The sequence below is a fragment of the Acinetobacter schindleri genome (genome assembly GCF_010918895.1).
Taxonomy (GTDB): domain Bacteria; phylum Pseudomonadota; class Gammaproteobacteria; order Pseudomonadales; family Moraxellaceae; genus Acinetobacter; species Acinetobacter schindleri.
On record NZ_CP044483.1, the window covers coordinates 1,137,152 to 1,153,380 of the forward strand.

General features: G+C 42.2%; 15 protein-coding genes. 8 read left to right on the plus strand and 7 right to left on the minus strand.

All coding sequences use genetic code 11. The features are described from left to right. Nucleotides 1-5 precede the first annotated feature (5 nt). Together FSC11_RS05540 and FSC11_RS16245 are read left to right on the plus strand one after the other, a co-directional pair. Nucleotides 6-1,709, plus strand: a complete 1,704-nt coding sequence (locus tag FSC11_RS05540; RefSeq protein WP_163165633.1) for a M61 family metallopeptidase — start codon at nucleotides 6-8, stop codon at nucleotides 1,707-1,709. A 62-nt stretch (nucleotides 1,710-1,771) separates the two neighbouring features. Continuing rightward, complete coding sequence (locus FSC11_RS16245; protein WP_227591018.1) at nucleotides 1,772-2,497, plus strand: hypothetical protein; 726 nt, start codon at nucleotides 1,772-1,774, stop codon at nucleotides 2,495-2,497. A 17-nt stretch (nucleotides 2,498-2,514) separates the two neighbouring features. Here the strand turns inward: FSC11_RS16245 and uraH are convergent, their stop codons facing one another. The 3 genes from uraH to FSC11_RS05560 form a co-directional block, all read right to left on the minus strand. Further along, a complete protein-coding gene (gene uraH / locus FSC11_RS05550) occupies nucleotides 2,515-2,910 on the minus strand; it encodes a hydroxyisourate hydrolase (RefSeq protein ID WP_103799889.1) in 396 nt (131 codons plus the stop codon). 117 nt (nucleotides 2,911-3,027) lie between these two features. Beyond that, entirely contained in the window at nucleotides 3,028-3,819 is a 792-nt protein-coding gene (locus tag FSC11_RS05555; RefSeq protein WP_004815429.1) for a pseudouridine synthase, read from the minus strand. Nucleotides 3,820-4,052: 233 nt separating this feature from the next. Then, nucleotides 4,053-4,787 (minus strand): 3'-5' exonuclease, encoded by a 735-nt coding sequence (locus FSC11_RS05560; protein WP_163165635.1) that lies wholly within the window; start codon nucleotides 4,785-4,787, stop codon nucleotides 4,053-4,055. Between the two features lie 245 nt (nucleotides 4,788-5,032). On the opposite strand from FSC11_RS05560, the gene FSC11_RS16400 reads away from it, so the two are divergent. The 3 genes from FSC11_RS16400 to FSC11_RS05570 all read left to right on the plus strand — a co-directional run bounded on the left by FSC11_RS16400 (nucleotide 5,033) and on the right by FSC11_RS05570 (nucleotide 7,965). Further along, nucleotides 5,033-5,167, plus strand: a complete 135-nt coding sequence (locus FSC11_RS16400) for a hypothetical protein (RefSeq protein WP_004892608.1) — start codon at nucleotides 5,033-5,035, stop codon at nucleotides 5,165-5,167. A 174-nt stretch (nucleotides 5,168-5,341) separates the two neighbouring features. Further along, complete coding sequence (locus FSC11_RS05565) at nucleotides 5,342-5,893, plus strand: M23 family metallopeptidase (protein ID WP_163165637.1); 552 nt, start codon at nucleotides 5,342-5,344, stop codon at nucleotides 5,891-5,893. Between the two features lie 86 nt (nucleotides 5,894-5,979). Further along, nucleotides 5,980-7,965, plus strand: a complete 1,986-nt coding sequence (locus tag FSC11_RS05570) for an acyltransferase family protein (RefSeq protein ID WP_163165639.1) — start codon at nucleotides 5,980-5,982, stop codon at nucleotides 7,963-7,965. A 46-nt stretch (nucleotides 7,966-8,011) separates the two neighbouring features. Here FSC11_RS05570 and FSC11_RS05575 read toward each other — a convergent pair whose 3' ends face one another. Next, nucleotides 8,012-9,442 (minus strand): pyridoxal phosphate-dependent aminotransferase, encoded by a 1,431-nt coding sequence (locus FSC11_RS05575; protein WP_071320667.1) that lies wholly within the window; start codon nucleotides 9,440-9,442, stop codon nucleotides 8,012-8,014. A gap of 229 nt (nucleotides 9,443-9,671) precedes the next feature. On the opposite strand from FSC11_RS05575, the gene msrB reads away from it, so the two are divergent. The 3 genes from msrB to FSC11_RS05590 are packed head-to-tail and all read left to right on the plus strand — an operon-like array spanning nucleotide 9,672 to nucleotide 11,070. Next, nucleotides 9,672-10,091 carry a peptide-methionine (R)-S-oxide reductase MsrB gene (gene msrB, locus FSC11_RS05580; protein WP_004815441.1) on the plus strand — a complete coding sequence of 140 codons (420 nt, stop codon included), beginning with the start codon at nucleotides 9,672-9,674 and terminating at the stop codon, nucleotides 10,089-10,091. Next, a complete protein-coding gene (locus tag FSC11_RS05585; RefSeq protein ID WP_163165641.1) occupies nucleotides 10,088-10,564 on the plus strand; it encodes a glutathione peroxidase in 477 nt (158 codons plus the stop codon). Before msrB ends, FSC11_RS05585 begins: the two co-directional genes overlap by 4 nt. Nucleotides 10,565-10,617: 53 nt before the next feature. Next, complete coding sequence (locus tag FSC11_RS05590; RefSeq protein WP_163165643.1) at nucleotides 10,618-11,070, plus strand: energy transducer TonB family protein; 453 nt, start codon at nucleotides 10,618-10,620, stop codon at nucleotides 11,068-11,070. 30 nt (nucleotides 11,071-11,100) lie between these two features. Here the strand turns inward: FSC11_RS05590 and dapC are convergent, their stop codons facing one another. The 3 genes from dapC to purT are packed head-to-tail and all read right to left on the minus strand — an operon-like array spanning nucleotide 11,101 to nucleotide 16,202. Further along, entirely contained in the window at nucleotides 11,101-12,270 is a 1,170-nt protein-coding gene (gene dapC, locus FSC11_RS05595; RefSeq protein ID WP_163165645.1) for a succinyldiaminopimelate transaminase, read from the minus strand. Between the two features lie 17 nt (nucleotides 12,271-12,287). Next, entirely contained in the window at nucleotides 12,288-14,960 is a 2,673-nt protein-coding gene (gene glnD / locus FSC11_RS05600) for a [protein-PII] uridylyltransferase (RefSeq protein ID WP_163165647.1), read from the minus strand. 27 nt (nucleotides 14,961-14,987) lie between these two features. Further along, entirely contained in the window at nucleotides 14,988-16,202 is a 1,215-nt protein-coding gene (gene purT / locus FSC11_RS05605) for a formate-dependent phosphoribosylglycinamide formyltransferase (protein WP_171521703.1), read from the minus strand. Nucleotides 16,203-16,229: the final 27 nt, after the last annotated feature.

Below are 16,229 nucleotides of genomic sequence, written 5' to 3' on the forward strand. Positions count from 1 at the left end.
CCATTATGTTGCATTATCAAATCGAATTTGACGATTATCGTCAGCATCTTGTTCACGTGACTGTTCGCTTTTTAGCAGACCCTACACAGGTGTTGTCTTTGCCAACGTGGATTCCGGGCAGTTACCTGATTCGTGAATTTTCCAAGCACATTGAAGGGGTGAAAGCCTTTGATGAAGCAGGACGCCAGCTGAAAATCCAGAAATTTGAAAAGAATAAATGGCGCCTGTTTAATACCGACCATGAACTGATCACGGTTGAATATGATGTCTATGCCTATGATCTGTCCGTACGGGGTGCGTATGTCGATGGAACACGTCTATATGTGAACCCGGCCTGTACTTGTCTGGGGCTGGAAGGACAAGAAAGTAAAGCGATTGAAGTTGAAATCTTCCTGCCAGATGAACTGAAACACTTCCAGTTAGCAACCGGTATGGCATCCAAGAGCCTGGTCAAAGGCCGCTATACGCTTAAAGCAGAAAATTATGCCGAGCTGATCGATTCACCATTTGAACTGGCAGAACAGACCCGTTTTAGCTTTGAAGCCAATGGTATTCCGCATGAGTTCGTGGTTTCTGGCAAACATGAGATGAATGCTGAACGTATGCAGCAGGATCTGGAAAAGATCTGTAGTACCGAAATTTCTATGTTTGGTTCGGCGCCATTTAGTAACTATACTTTTATGACCATGGCAACAGGCAACAGTTATGGTGGTCTGGAACATCCAAATTCAACCAGTCTGATTACACCACGTGACGATCTGCCGAAAGCCAACGAGCCGGAAGAGCCATCGAAGGATTATCAGCGTTTCTTAGGTTTATGTAGCCATGAATATTTCCACTCTTGGTTAGTGAAATTTATTCGCCCTGAAAACTTTGTAAATTACGATTTAAACAAAGAAGGCTACACCTCTTTACTTTGGATCTTTGAAGGATTTACTTCTTATTATGATGACCTGATTCTGCTACGTAGTGGTGTGATTAACCAGGAATCATATATTGCTTTACTGAAAGCACAGATTGACCGTTATTTGCAAAACCCAGGTCGCTTTATTCAAAGTGTGTCTGAATCAAGCTTTGATGCCTGGGTGAAATTCTATCGTCAGGATGAAAACTCGAATAATGCTGGCACCAGCTATTACAACAAAGGTTGTTTAGTGGCACTTTGCTTAGATTTAGGCTTGCGTCTACGTGGTTCAAGCCTGGATGCCTTGATGCGCAAGTTGTATGAAAATGCGCAAAATGGCATTCAGGTGAACGAGCGTACTATCTTCGAGTTATGTGAAGAATTGACTGGCGATAACTGGTTAGAACAGATCAACCATCTGATCAATACCACAGAAGAATTACCATTGGATCAGTTATTCCCTGAGTTTGGGGTAAGCTATACCCTGAAAAATGACAAGTCTCTGCCATTTGGTTTGAAATTGGTAGATAAGCCTGAAGGTGTATTTATTCAATCCGCTCGTCGTGACAGTGCTGCTGCGAAAGCAGGCCTGTCAGCCAATGATGTGATCATTGCAATTGATGGCTTGAAAGCGACGACAAAGCTTGCCGAGAAATATGCGAAGCAGGAAGGAGCTTATACTGTTCATGCATTCCGTCGTGATGAGTTAATGGCCTTTGAGGTTCAAGCAGCTGGTTCTGCATTGACTGAAGTCGAACTTAAAATTGAAGATCAAGCTAAAGCTGAGAATTGGTTGAAAGCGTGATTTGCATAGTTTAAATAAACCATGTAAAACCGGTGCTTAGGCATCGGTTTTTTTATGTGAATATGAATAAGAAGAGATTAAATTGGGGAATGGGAATTACGGTTGTCTGGTTAGCCATAATTTTTATATTTTGGTTTTTCGGAGATTTGAAAAGTCCAATATCTTTAAATGAATTAGGTGATTTTCTTGCAGGTATAGTTGCCCCTATCGCTTTTTTGTGGCTGATTTTAGGCTATGTCCAGCAGGGTAAACAGTTAGAGCAGAATTCTAAATCAATTAGGCAACAATCTGAATCTTTGCAATTACAAATAGAAGAATTTAGAAAGATGGTTGAAATTCAAGTTCAGCAAATGGAATATAGAAATCAGAGTGCAAAACCATTATTTAGTTTTAAGAGTGGAAGTTGTATAAGAAAATATGAATTAAATGAGGAAGATGATTATTTTGATATTTATTTAAGTATGTGTAATTTAGGCAAGGGAGATGCTTATAATATTAAAATCTTGGTAGATGAAGAATATCACTATGAAGTTTATGAGATAAAAAGATTAACAAAAGATTTAACTCACGAAGTTAATTTTATATTGAATATTTCTAGTTTTGATAAATTCCTAGATGGAATGATTTACCGTAAATTTTTATTCCTCGAATTTAAAGATTTATATGGGAATAGGGTAAAGGAAGCTTTTACCCTTTATATCGGTAGAAAAGAGAATGATATGGGAGCATCATTTATTCATGTGGTAGAAGGTCGAGACATTATTTATGATGAGTTTGTTTCGAGTTGATAGTCACTTTTCTCTAATTAATTCCCCCGATACGTTGAATATCCATAAGAACTTAACAAAAGTGGAATATGGTAATGCTCCAAAGTACCATCAATCACAAACACAACCGGAATTTCTGGGAAAAAGGTGCGTTGATTATTGGCCTTAAACCAGTCGCCCGTTTTAAAAGTCACCTTATAAATGCCTTTTTGTAGCGCAGTCTCTTTAGGATAGAATTCTTTAATCCGGCCATTATTATCTGTTTTGGCTTCATTGAGTTTGACCCATTTCTCACCTTGCTGGGCTTCTAAAGTTACCGTGATATTGGCAGAAGGCAGGCCAGTTTCCTGATTTAGCACATGCACACTGAGTGGATTGGCAAAGCCAAGAGTTGAAAGGGAAGTCGCAGCTAAGGCAAAAATAATTTTTTTCATGAGACCCATCGCAAAATGAATAATTATAATTAGTCTAAAAGACTAAAAAATAAAAAATATTAAATTTATGTAATAAAAAAAGCCCACCGAAGTGAGCTTGATAGATTTTATTAAAACTTAGCCACGACCGCGTCCGCGACCACGTGGTGCTTTGGTATTTGGACGTGTCGTACCATTGGTCTTACGACGTGGTTTTTCACCTTCTTCCAGTTGCCAAACACGTGGTGTACCGGTTTTCTTCTTGGTACCGTCTTTATTCACTTTTTTATTGAGTGGTTTGCCGCCCGTACCACCTGGTTTTTTCACATAAGAACGTGAACGGTATGGCTCTTCTGCGGGTACATCTTTAAAGTCAGGGTAAAGCAAAGGTTCAATTTCTTTGGTTTCACCCGGTTGCAGACCCAATTGAACCAGATCAATAGAACCGATTTTGGTACGGATCAAACGTAAAGTTGGGAAACCTACGGCAGCAGTCATACGACGTACCTGACGGTTACGGCCTTCACAAATTGAGATTTCTACCCATGAAGTTGGCACAGAAGCACGGTAACGAACTGGAGGATCGCGATCCCATAACCATTCAGGTTGCTGAACCTTGATTGCTTTTGCAGGTAAGGTCATACCATCTTTCAGCTCTACACCTTTACGTAACTGCTCAAGTGCTTCTTCAGTCACGTCGCCTTCAACCTGAACCAGGTAAGTCTTGAATTTTTTATTGGCAGGATTGGTAATGAACTGGTTTAAACCACCATGATCGGTCAGGAATACCAAACCTTCCGAGTCCATATCGAGACGACCTGCCAGACGCAGTGTAGGATCATCTACGAAATCAGACATCGTCATGTGTGCTTCGTCTTTACGAAACTGGGAGAGGACGTCATAAGGTTTATTTAGAATGACGATTTTCATAGGAAAAGACTTCTATAATTACAAAAATTTGAAAATGAGCAGATTTCTTCGCGTGGGGATAGTCGTGATCTCCCATTGAAATCTAAAAAGCGGTGGATTTATATATGGGTATTATGAGGGAAGACGGCCTTAAAGTGTTGCTTATCTCGAAATATTTTTGAAACCGCTCGCAGTTGAATCTGTAAATAGTATCTTGTAAAAGGGTAAAGTGCAGCTATAAGCGTTAATAAAAATCAAACCTGAATCTGTTTTAAAATTAAACGGAACAGCTCAGCCTGAAAGATCGCATCCTGTAATGCATTATGATTGCCTCTGCTTTGTGGCTTTAAAATTTCAATAATATTCTTTGCCCGTGTTTCTGACCAACGTCCGCCAAATGCACCCATATAAAGAGATTTAATATCGAGTGAGGAAACACCAAAAGGATTGTGTCCGATAAATTTATGGAAATAATAATTCATAAAAGACCAGTCAAAACCGGCATTTAATCCGACAAAAATTGGTGTTTCAGATTTGGAAAGATGTTGCTCAATCCACGCAGTGCAATTCTGCATCGCAGTGGTGGGATCTATCCCATTTTTTGTTAAATCTTCTAAATTGAAATCGGTAACGGCCAAGGCTTTCGGGTCAGCTTTAAAGGAAACAGGCTGTAATTCACAATAAAACTGGATCTCAGGTTGATCGACGAGACACATGCCGATAGATAGCAAATCATATTCCCCAGGAATCGGGCCGGAAGCTTCAATGTCGACGGAAATAAACACTTCTTTTTTAGCCATTTTTGTTTGATCACTCTCATCTATCTGTAAAAATTTAAATCTTGCTTGCCAGGTTTTCTGAATATACAGACTAAAATCACTATTGTGGCAGAGAAAGGACTCTTCTAATATCTTAGATAAACAACACAGGGTTAAAATGACCGAGTTAAAGTCATCATAATCTATGATCTTTACAGTCGGAGCTGACACTAAAATTTTGGCTTCATAATTATAAACCTCAATATATAAATTATACGCTGAGTAATCTCATGTTTCAGCGTGCAAACATCTGTAAGACTTGTAATAACCAAAAAACATGTCCCCTTAAAACAGAATAACTTAGCTAAAATGTAATTACATTGAAGCAATTAGATACGACTCTGGCATTGGTTATTTATTTATAGTGGTTAGAGTAGAAAAACAATCTTTTTGATCGAGATGAGTAGGAGTCAAAAATGGCTAGATCTCAGGCAAAACATAAGCAGGTTCAGCAAAAGGACAAAAAGGATTCCATGCAGGATGAGGATCAACAGCAGCAACAGCAGCAACCTCAAAAATCTAAACCATCACGGGCGAAAAAACGTAAATAGTCCATGATTGTGAATCGGTGATAATCAATGACAAAACCCTCTATAAGAGGGTTTTTGCTGTTTAGAAGAGAAAATAATATTCAAAGGAATCATCAATAAAAATTACAAGAACAGCACGTGTAATCAGATTGAATTGAATAAGATTATTTTAAGAAGAATGAATGAGAAATTGCAGTGCCGAATTTAAGCGCTTCCTTGTTACTGATTACTATATTAATACTTCTGAGTGGCTGTCAGCCACCACCTTCTGGTGAGTCAGCGGGCTGGAAAAGTCCTTATCTGTATTGGCAATTGAGAAAAGAAACTTTATCACAACCTTTAACCATTCCAGTCGAAGGTGTGACGCAAAGACAGCTCAATGATACTTGGGGTGCTTCACGAAGTGCAGGCCGTAAGCATGAAGGAATAGATATCTTTGCCAAACGAGGTACACCTGTGCTGAGTGCAACCCAGGGTATCATCAGAAATATTGGAACAAATAATCTCGGTGGTAAAGTGATCTGGGTAACAGGGCCGGAGCTGAGCCAGCATTATTATGCACATCTGGAGGATTATGCTGAGCATATTCAGGAAGGTGACTGGGTGGAAGCTGGCGAAGTCATTGCCTATGTGGGCAACACCGGTAATGCTAAAACCACACCACCACATTTGCATTATGGAATTTATTTTAGTGGGCAGGGCGCAACGAATCCTTATCCTTACTTGAAAGCTGAGGAATTAGAATAAACGCCATAATGTAAGATAAATATAAAAAAATTTATTCTGAAATTGGAAAGGCATAAAATAGCTTATCTCCCGCTTTTCCTGTTTTTATGAGTATTGCCTACAGACCAGATATCGATGGCCTACGTGCTATTGCGGTATCTCTGGTTATTTTCAATCATTTAGGCTGGTCACTATTTTCTGGTGGCTATATTGGTGTAGATATCTTCTTTGTAATTTCAGGTTATCTGATCACCATTATTCTCACACGCGATATTCAGGCCCAACAATTTTCAATTGCACGATTCTATAAAAAACGTGTAGTTCGTTTGGCACCAGCGTATTTTACCGTACTCGCTGTGGTTAGCCTGATTGCCTGGCAGGTGATGCTGCCGGGTGAACTGACTGAATACTTTAAGAGTGTCATGTATGCCACGGTGCTCATTGCAAACCTCTATATGCGCAATGAAGTGGGGGATTACTTTAGCCCGAGCGTGGAAAATGTACCGCTATTGCACTTATGGTCATTGGGGGTGGAAGAACAGTTCTATATTTTCTGGCCTTTAATATTATGGCTATTTCTTGCCAGAGCATCACGCAAATATCTCTGGTTGATGATCAGTACATTGATTATTGTTCTACTGGTTTATGCCCAGTACCAACTCACGCAAAATCCAACCAAGGCCTATTACAGCATGCCGGTCCGGGCTTTTGAGTTACTGATTGGCGCATTGATTACCTGTTTGCCACGACCAAAACTCCCTAAAAAATTATTACAAATTCTGGTGTGGCTTGGGGTTCTTGTTTTATTTGCAGCAGCGATTTATTTTGATCAACAGACACCATTTCCCGGTCTTATGGCGCTGATTCCGTGTCTGGCAACAGCAGTAATTATTTATCTGGGCCAATCTGTATCCGTAACCAATCTGCTGCTCAGTAATCAGCTGAGCACCTGGATCGGAAAAATTTCATATCCGCTGTATTTATGGCACTGGCCGATTATCATGTTATTTGACATTTATATGCTGCCACTCAATACAGAAAATCAGATCATCATTCTCCTGCTGTCAGTGCTTTTGGCATTTCTTACCTATCAGCTGGCAGAAAAACCCCTAAAACGCTTTGTAATGGCTGCCAATTACAAGGTGATTCTTCTCGGATTTTTAATTCCTGCGATTATCTTTATTGTGATTGCCCAGATCATTAAAACTAATGAAGGTTTTCCTGATCGGTTTCCACCCTCCGTATATGTCAAGCAGGAAGCATTGCAGGCTTATGCGCATGTGATTCGTAGCCAGTGTATGGATACGAATCCGAAAACCTTACCTGATCCCAAAGATTGTATATTAGGGCACACGAAGGATGATATTGATTTCTTGTTGATCGGTGATTCACATGCCAATGCCTATACGGCAATGCTGGATGAATGGGCCAAAGATGCCAATTTACGTGGTTATGATATTACCCAGAGTTCAACTTTTTATTTGCCTGGCGTGCAGCGTTCTGAGTTAAAGCTCGGACGTTGGGAAGAACTCATTAAGTTTCAGCAACGTAATAATGCTCTTACCGAACATCTGTCTAAAACCCATTATCCAATGATTATTTTAGCCGGTTCTTATGCGCCATATTTTGGAGATGAGGTGAAACTTAAAGATGGGATTCATCAGCGTAATAATGAAATCTTTAAAGCCGGCTTGATGAAAGCGCTAGAAATTGCCCACAAAGCGAGTGATCAAGTGGTAATACTGAACGATGTACCACGATTGGATTGGGATGGGATACCTTCAGACTGTAATATCCGTAATGAAATTCTAAATCGACATGCACAATGTACGGTTTCCAGAAGGAGTTACGAAACCCATTTAGAACCATTTAACCAAATATTGGCTGAAGCCAAACTGAAATACCTTGATTTGAAAATCATTGATCCGACCAAAGTGATCTGTGATCAGCAGGTATGTAAGATCATCGTGAATGATGTGCCTTTATATCGCCTAAAAGATGATAACCATATTAATGATCAGGGTTCACGTCAATTAGGGATTGAATATCTGAAACAATTTGGTAATCCACTAAAAGATTTAAAAGCAAATTAATTATAAAAAAACCGCGTTATTAAACGCGGTTTTTTTATCGGTGCTATTAACGAATTTTTGCCAGGAAACGGCTCAAACGGTTAATGGCTTCACGCAGTTCATTTTCTGCTGGCAGAAATACCACACGGAAATGATCCGGAGTTGGCCAGTTAAAGCCTGTACCTTGAACCAGCAATACTTTCTCGGCACGCAGCAGATCCAGCATCAGTTTTTCATCATCTTCAATCGGGTAAATTTCCGGATCTAGACGAGGGAAGCAGTACATTGCACCTTCTGGTTTCACACAAGTGACACCAGGAATTTCATTCAGCATTTCCCAGGCAATATTGCGCTGCTCATACAGGCGACCACCTGGGCGGATCAGGTCATTAATTGACTGGTAACCCCCGAGAGCAGTCTGAATTGCATATTGCGCCTGATGGTTGGCACAAAGGCGCATCGATGCCAGCATATCCAGACCTTCGATGTAATCTGCTGCACGAGACTTATCACCCGTAATAGCCATCCAGCCAGAACGGTAACCTGCAATACGGTAAGCTTTAGATAGGCCATTGAAAGAGATACATAGCTGATCACCGGCAAGTGATGCAACGGCAACATGCTCAATACCGTCATAAACGATCTTGTCATAAATTTCGTCAGCAAACAAAATCAGGTCGTGCTTTTTCGCCAGATCCACGATTTGCTGTAATACGTGACGTGGATAAACTGAGCCTGTCGGGTTATTCGGGTTAATGATCACGATACCGCGGGTATTTGGTGTGATCTTGCTTTCCATATCTGCGATGTCTGGATACCAGTAATTTTCTTCATCACATTTATAGTGAATCGCAGTACCGCCAGACAGGTTCACTGCCGCAGTCCACAACGGATAATCAGGCATTGGAATCAGCATTTCATCGCCGTCATCCAGCAAGCCTTGCATTGCCATTACAATCAGCTCGGACACGCCGTTACCCACATACACATCATTGACGTGCATATCCAGAATGCCTTTTTGCTGATAGTACTGACAAATGGCCTTACGTGCCGGGAAAATACCTTTTGAGTCGGTATATCCAATCGCATTTGGCAGGTTGAGTGCCACATCATTGATAATTTCTTGGGGTGCTTCAAAACCAAATGGAGCAGGGTTGCCGATATTTAGCTTGATGATCTTATGTCCGGCTTCCTCCATCTCGTTGGCCGCTCGTAACACTGGTCCGCGAATGTCGTAGCATACATGCTCGAGTTTAGACGATTTTTTGATTTCGCGAGATTTTTGGAAAGTGTTCGGCATTTTGATGTTCTCTGAAAGAGTGGAGGTCACTTTTGCATAACGATATAAATAGCTTTTAAATGTCTCAGTGGTGACTAGATCGAGATCGTGCTCATCTCGGAGTAATGCAACAATTTTTTCATGCGTAAATCCAAGCTGTTGATATTGTTTAATCACCGGCAATAGGTTTTTAAAAATTACGCTTTTTTTTTGCGACATTATTTAATCCTGAGCAAATTTAGTACCAAGCCTACCACTAAAATTGCTTACAAAAAAGCATTTAATGAACGAAATGCTTACTTTTATTTTGTTTATTTGCTTACTTTTTGCTTTTTTGGGAATTATATGTCTTTTGTAAAATGTTAAACAAACACTAGAATTTTTAAAATGAATGACGTAAATATAGAATTATCCTATTTAAAATAGCAAGATAGAAAGGACCGTCATCATGGGAAAACTCAGTAAATCAGACAGAGAATGGCAAAGAGAGTTATCACCTGAAGAGTTCCGTATTACACGTCAAAAAGGGACGGAGCCAGCATTTACCGGTAAATACTGGAATACGAAACAAGATGGTACTTATGTATGCCGTTGTTGTGGTGAACCTTTATTTACCTCAGAAACCAAATATGACAGTGGCTGTGGCTGGCCAAGCTTTTATAAGGCGATCAACGGCTCTGCAATTGAAGAGCATTTAGACACATCTCATGGTATGGTCAGAACAGAAATTGTTTGCCATCACTGTGATGCACATTTAGGGCATGTTTTCACTGATGGACCTCAGCCAACAGGCTTACGTTATTGTGTGAACTCCGCTTCATTAGAATTAAAAACACAAGAAAAGAATGATGAGGAAACTTATCCATGACCAGCATATATCAGTTTGAAGCTGAATTGTTAGATGGAAAAACCAAACAATTTGCAGACTATGAAGGAAAGGTACTGTTAATTGTGAATACCGCAAGTAAATGCGGTTTCACACCGCAGTTCGCCGGCCTGGAAAAACTTTACGAGAAATATAAAGATCGTGGCCTGGAAGTTTTAGGCTTTCCCTGTAACCAGTTTGGCGGACAGGATCCAGGCAGTAATGAGCAAATTGGTGCATATTGCCAGAAGAACTATGGGGTGACATTTGCGATGTTCTCCAAGATCGATGTCAAAGGTCCTGAAGCACATGCAATTTTCCGTTATCTGACCAATAATTCTAAAGGGATTCTGGGTAATGGTATTAAATGGAACTTTACCAAGTTCCTGATTGGGCGTGATGGCAAGGTACTGAACCGTTTTGCGCCAACCACCAAGCCTGAAGACCTGGAAGCTGAGATTGAAAAAGCGCTATAAGACGCTTATTCAGGGCGGTTATTGGCCGCCTTTATTCTCTTCAAGTCATTGCCATGCCATCCAGAATTCTCGTTCAGAGCCTGCTATTTAGCACATGTATCGGGCTGTTTTTAGCTCCTGCTTATGCACAGGATGAAAAAACCCAGCAATTACTAAAAAGGCTGAAGCAGCCTGTTCCAGCTTATCAGCCGCCTACTGTCAAAAATGCTGTTCCGCCACATTTGCTGGCGAAGCAGGGCTATGAAGTCAGCTGGCTAAAAGCACCGTATCTGAGATTTAATGATGCAGAACTGCAACGTGCCAAGACAGTAATCGTGCAAATGACGGTCATTGCCAATACAGGGCGGATTACCGACGTTGAGATCATTCAGAGTTCTGGCTTGAGAGTTGTCGATGCTAAAGTTAAAGAAGCGGTACTGGCTGCCAAGCTGGAGCCGATTAAGGGTGTAGACCACAATCTGGTGTATATTCTGGAATATAAGATTGAAATAAAAAATCCACTATAAATATAGTGGATTTTTATTAAAAATTTTAGGTTAAAGAATGGCTTTTAATCGCTCAATGACTTGCTCACATTGTGCCAGATCAGCCACCAATGCCAGACGTACATGGTTTTCACCTGGATTGCCTTGCTCAGTATCACGAGACAGGTAGCGACCAGGAAGTACTTTGATATGCGCCTGTTCCATTAAGCATTTGGCAAATTCTTCGTCATTGTCTACTTTCAACCAGTAGTAGAAACCCGCATCCGGTTTTTTTAGTGGCAACAAGTGACCAAGCTCTTTCTGGAACAGATCAAACTTGGCACGGTACTGTACGCGGTTTTCTTCAACATGTGCTTCATCATCCCAGGCAGCAATTGAAGCCAGCTGATGTTGAACCGGCATCGCTGCACCGTGGTAAGTACGATATTGCAGATAAGGTTTAAGCAAATCCGCATCACCCGCAACAAAACCTGAACGCATGCCTGGAAGATTCGAGCGTTTAGAGAGCGAATGGAATACTACGCAGTTTTTGTAGTCATCACGACCGATTTCTGCACAGACTTCCAGTAAGCCAACCGGTGCTTCATCAAACCATAGCTCTGAGTAGCATTCATCTGAAGCAATCACAAAATCATATTTATCAGAAAGTACAATTAGCTTTTTAAACTGTTCTTTAGACAGGACTGCACCTGTCGGGTTACCCGGTGTACAGACAAATAGAAGTGCGGTTCTTTCCCAGACTTCAGCAGGGACTGTATCAAAATCACCAAGATAATTATTTTCCTCATTGCAGTTGATAAAGTAGGGTTTTGCACCTGCAAGTAGCGTTGCACCTTCATAAATCTGATAAAAAGGATTTGGCATCACCACATAAGGTGCATCTTCACGATTAATCAGGGCCTGTACAAAAGAGAAGATTGCTTCACGGGTACCCGATACTGGCAAGATATTGCTGTCTGCGCTAATGCTATTCAGTTTAAAACGGCGAGTCAGCCAGTTGGCGATACTGGTACGCAGTTCAGGTAAACCTTTCGAGTTTGGATAAGTCGAAAGATGCTGAAAATTATCAATAATCGCCTGTTTCACGAACTCAGGAGCTGGATGCTTTGGTTCCCCAATCGATAGGGGAATGAGTGGCATATTCGCAGGCTTAATATCCGCAAAAAGTTTATTCAACTTTTCAAATGGATAAGGATGCAATAAAGACAAGCTAGAGTTCATGAATAAGTTACCGCGTTTTAATGTGAGTGTTGACTGTTGACCTGATTAGAGGCTTCATCCAGTGCTGCTTTTAAAGCACAGGAAAATTCAGAAGATTCTTCAGGGTTCAACGGCATGCCATCTTTTTTGGTGACAAAGAAAATGTCTTCGGCACGTTCGCCAAGTGTGGCAATTTTAGCAGAATGGATATCCAGACCACGCATCATAAATAATCCGCCTACTTTGGCAAGTAGACCCGGTTGGTCGAGCGTGGCAATTTCCACCATATTCTGGTTCAAAACAGGGTTCAGGCTGATATCTACCGTATTTTCAATATCAAAATGACGGAGCTGACGTGGAATACGGCGCTGCATCAGGCCTGGGTATTTATCGGAATGACTTAAAGCATCTTTAAGTGCATCAATCACTTTCAGCTCGCGTTCCGGATCGGTAAGCAGTGTACCGAAACGGTCAAGCACGACATACGTGTCCAGGCTGAACGCCTTGGTTGCTGTGATAATTCTTGCATCCTGTACATCCAGGTCCATGCGGTCCAGAACGGCCACTGTGGTGGCAAACAGATTTGGTTTATCTTGTGTATAAATAAAGATCTGCACTGCATCTTGCGCATATTTACGATGCGGGCGCATCAGCACCAGCGGTTCAGAATTATCACCATGCTGTAAGATAGCACGGGTATGCCAGGCGATTTCATCTGGCGATTCTTTCAGGAAGTAGTCATCACCCAGCTCCTGCCAGATGGTTTCTACATCATACAAAGAGAAGTCCTGTACCAGTAGTTCGCTGGCAGCAAACTTGGTGTCTTCAATCAGCATTTGATAATCCACCGGACGACCCAGACCAGAACGGATCACATCACGCGCATGCGTATATAGCTGACGCATTAAAGATGCACGCCAGGTATTCCACAGTTTTGGATTGGTGGCATTAATGTCGGCAACAGTCAGGGTATACAGATAGTCCAGATGCTCCATATCACCCATTTTTTCTGCAAATTCACGGACCACATCCGGATCAGAAATATCTTTTTTCTGTGAAGTCACTGACATGATGAGGTGATTCTGAATCAGCCATGCAACCAGATTGCATTCACGCTCGGTAAAGCCATGCGTGCGGCAGAATGCAATCGCATCTGTGGCACCGAGTTCGCTATGGTCACCGCCACGACCTTTGGCAATGTCATGGAACAGGGCAGCCAGATAGACGATGTCACGACGGGCCAGACGCTGAAACACCGAACTGACTACCGGAAATTCCTTGGCGAATTCTGGTTCCTTAAAGCGGTTCAGGTTACGTAATAGCAATAGGGTATGCGCATCTACAGTATAGATATGGAACAGGTCATACTGCATCAGCCCCATAATCTGGCCAAAGGCCGGAATATAATTCCCCAATACGCCGTAGCGTTTCATTGCTACCAAGGTTTCATATAAACGATGTGGTGAACGGATAATCGCCATGAACAGCGCTTGATGAACGGGATTATTGCGATAATCCTGATCAATCCGTTTTGCTGCGAGCGTTAAAAGACGCAAGGTACGGGCACGGATGCCTTCAATCTCCGGACGATTTGCCAGAAGATAAAAGATTTCCAGAATCGCGCTTGGATTTTCCGAGAAAGTTTTATGGTGCTGTACCGCAAGTTTGCCATCAACCAGTTTAAAGTTCTGGTTAATTTCTTCGATATTACGCTCATAGTTTGGCAGACGCGGAGTAATGACCGATTCATTGAAATAAGCTAACAGCATTTCATTCAGCGTTGATACCTGCTGGGCATTGCGGTAATAGCGCTTCATAAATTGTTCAATCGGATAGTTCTGCGGTTGGCCTTCTTCGCGTACATAGCCGAACTTCGCGGCGATATCACGCTGATAGTCGAATAACAGGCGGTTTTCATCACGTTTGGTGATGCGATGCAGATGATGACGGATTTCCCAGAGGAAACTTTCGGCTTCTTCTAAAACAGCCAGTTCAAATTCTGAAATAAAACCAAGATGTACCAGATCATAAATACGGTTTACGCGGAAATGACGTTTGGCAATCCAGCCGATCTGGTTAATATCACGAATACCACCTGGGGCATTTTTAATGTCCGGTTCGAGATTACTTTCGGTATTGTTATGTTGAGCATAGCGTTTATGCTGCTCTTCCATTTTGGCATCAAAAAAGGTCTTGTCGGTCCAGGATTGAGACACGATACGACGTGGCCATTTGGCCAGGCTTTCATTACCGGTAATCAGACGGGACTCAATCAGGGTCGTGGCTACAGTCAGGTCACTGCTGGCCTGATTGACACATTCACTAATGGTACGGACGCTAATACCTGGCTTGAAATTGCCGACATCCCATAAGGATGAAATAAAGGTCGAAATCAACTGTTCCTGTTCAGACGTAATTTCATCTTCTGACAGGATCATGATATCGACATCAGAATAGGGCAGCATTTCGCGGCGACCGTAGCCACCGACAGCAAATAGCCCCAGATCAGTCTGATCGAGTTCAGCATGCTTCCACAGGAACTGTAGCGCTTCATCAATCAGATTTGATCGGGTCAGAATAATGTCACGGATCGACTCGCCATTTTCAAAACATTCCTGCAGCTGGTGCTCGACATCACTGCGCCATTCGTTAATGGCTTTAATGTCATGGTTACTTTTGGTGTAATTCAGCAATGGCAGGGTATTGATCATGAACAGTCGTCCGTTTCGTTTTTCAGCTTAGTTTTGGTTGACACTGACTTGTTGAGCCACCTGTTGCGCAAGCTCACGTGCCTGATCTGTTGTTTCAGCACGTGCAGTTGCTACACCCATACGACGTCGTTTGAAGCCTTCAGGCTTGCCAAACAGGCGCAAGTCTGTGTTGCCATCTGCTAAAGCAAGATCCAGACCAGAATAAGAAAGATTCTGATCATCTACACCGGCGTAAATCACAGCACTGGCTGCAACGCTATGACGAGTGGTATTTACCGGAAGGCCCAGGATCGCACGCGCATGCAACTCAAATTCACTTTGGAACTGGGAAGCTAAAGTGACTAAGCCGGTGTCGTGTGGACGTGGTGACACTTCACTAAACCATACTTTGTCGCCTTTGACAAAGAGTTCTACCCCAAAAATACCGCAACCACCGAGCGCAACGGTTACTTTATTGGCAATTCGCTTGGCTTCTTCCAATGCAGCAGGTGTCATTGGCTGAGGTTGCCAGCTTTCAACATAGTCCCCAGAATCCTGACGGTGACCAATCGGGTCGCAATAAGAGGTTTCGATTTCACCTGTTCTCGGATTTTTGGCACGAACAGTGAGCAGGGTGATTTCAAAATCAAAATCAATCTGTGACTCAACAATGACGGTACCTTGATTTACACGACCACCCGTTTGCGCATATTCCCAGGCAGCATCAACTTCATCGAAGCTTTTGACTCGAGACTGACCTTTGCCTGAAGAGGACATCACAGGCTTCACAAAGTTTGGATAACCAATATCATCACAAGCGGCACGGAAAGATTCTAAAGTATCGGCAAAACGGTAAGCAGATGTTGGCAGGCCCAGTTCTTCAGCAGCCAGACGACGGATGCCTTCACGGTTCATGGTCAGATTCACTGCTTTCGCGGATGGAATTACCGTTGCGATATTCTGCTCTTCAATTTCAACCAGCACCTGGGTGGCAATCGCTTCAATTTCCGGGACAATCAGATTTGGTTTCACCTGATCAATCAGCTGTCTAAGTTCTGATGGATTAGCCATATTCAGGGTATGCGACTGATGGGCAACTTGCATGGCAGGTGCATGGTCATAGCGGTCAGCTGCGTGAACCTCGACACCTAACCGTTGCAGGGAAATCACCACTTCCTTGCCCAGTTCGCCTGAACCCAGTAATAAAACCTTGAAGGCAGAAGCCTGTAGTGGGGTACCAATCGTCACGCTCATGTAAATCATCCATGCTTGATTTTATGGGCTTTTAGC

Coding starts and splice junctions, on each gene's coding strand:
- FSC11_RS05540 (WP_163165633.1), top strand. CDS start 6: ATGTTGCATTATCAAATCGAATTTGACGATTATCGTCAGCATCTTGTT.
- FSC11_RS16245 (WP_227591018.1), top strand. CDS start 1,772: ATGAATAAGAAGAGATTAAATTGGGGAATGGGAATTACGGTTGTCTGG.
- uraH (WP_103799889.1), bottom strand. CDS start 2,910: ATGAAAAAAATTATTTTTGCCTTAGCTGCGACTTCCCTTTCAACTCTT.
- FSC11_RS05555 (WP_004815429.1), bottom strand. CDS start 3,819: ATGAAAATCGTCATTCTAAATAAACCTTATGACGTCCTCTCCCAGTTT.
- FSC11_RS16400 (WP_004892608.1), top strand. CDS start 5,033: ATGGCTAGATCTCAGGCAAAACATAAGCAGGTTCAGCAAAAGGACAAA.
- FSC11_RS05570 (WP_163165639.1), top strand. CDS start 5,980: ATGAGTATTGCCTACAGACCAGATATCGATGGCCTACGTGCTATTGCG.
- FSC11_RS05575 (WP_071320667.1), bottom strand. CDS start 9,442: ATGTCGCAAAAAAAAAGCGTAATTTTTAAAAACCTATTGCCGGTGATT.
- msrB (WP_004815441.1), top strand. CDS start 9,672: ATGGGAAAACTCAGTAAATCAGACAGAGAATGGCAAAGAGAGTTATCA.
- FSC11_RS05585 (WP_163165641.1), top strand. CDS start 10,088: ATGACCAGCATATATCAGTTTGAAGCTGAATTGTTAGATGGAAAAACC.
- FSC11_RS05590 (WP_163165643.1), top strand. CDS start 10,618: ATGCCATCCAGAATTCTCGTTCAGAGCCTGCTATTTAGCACATGTATC.
- dapC (WP_163165645.1), bottom strand. CDS start 12,270: ATGAACTCTAGCTTGTCTTTATTGCATCCTTATCCATTTGAAAAGTTG.
- glnD (WP_163165647.1), bottom strand. CDS start 14,960: ATGATCAATACCCTGCCATTGCTGAATTACACCAAAAGTAACCATGAC.
- purT (WP_171521703.1), bottom strand. CDS start 16,202: ATGATTTACATGAGCGTGACGATTGGTACCCCACTACAGGCTTCTGCC.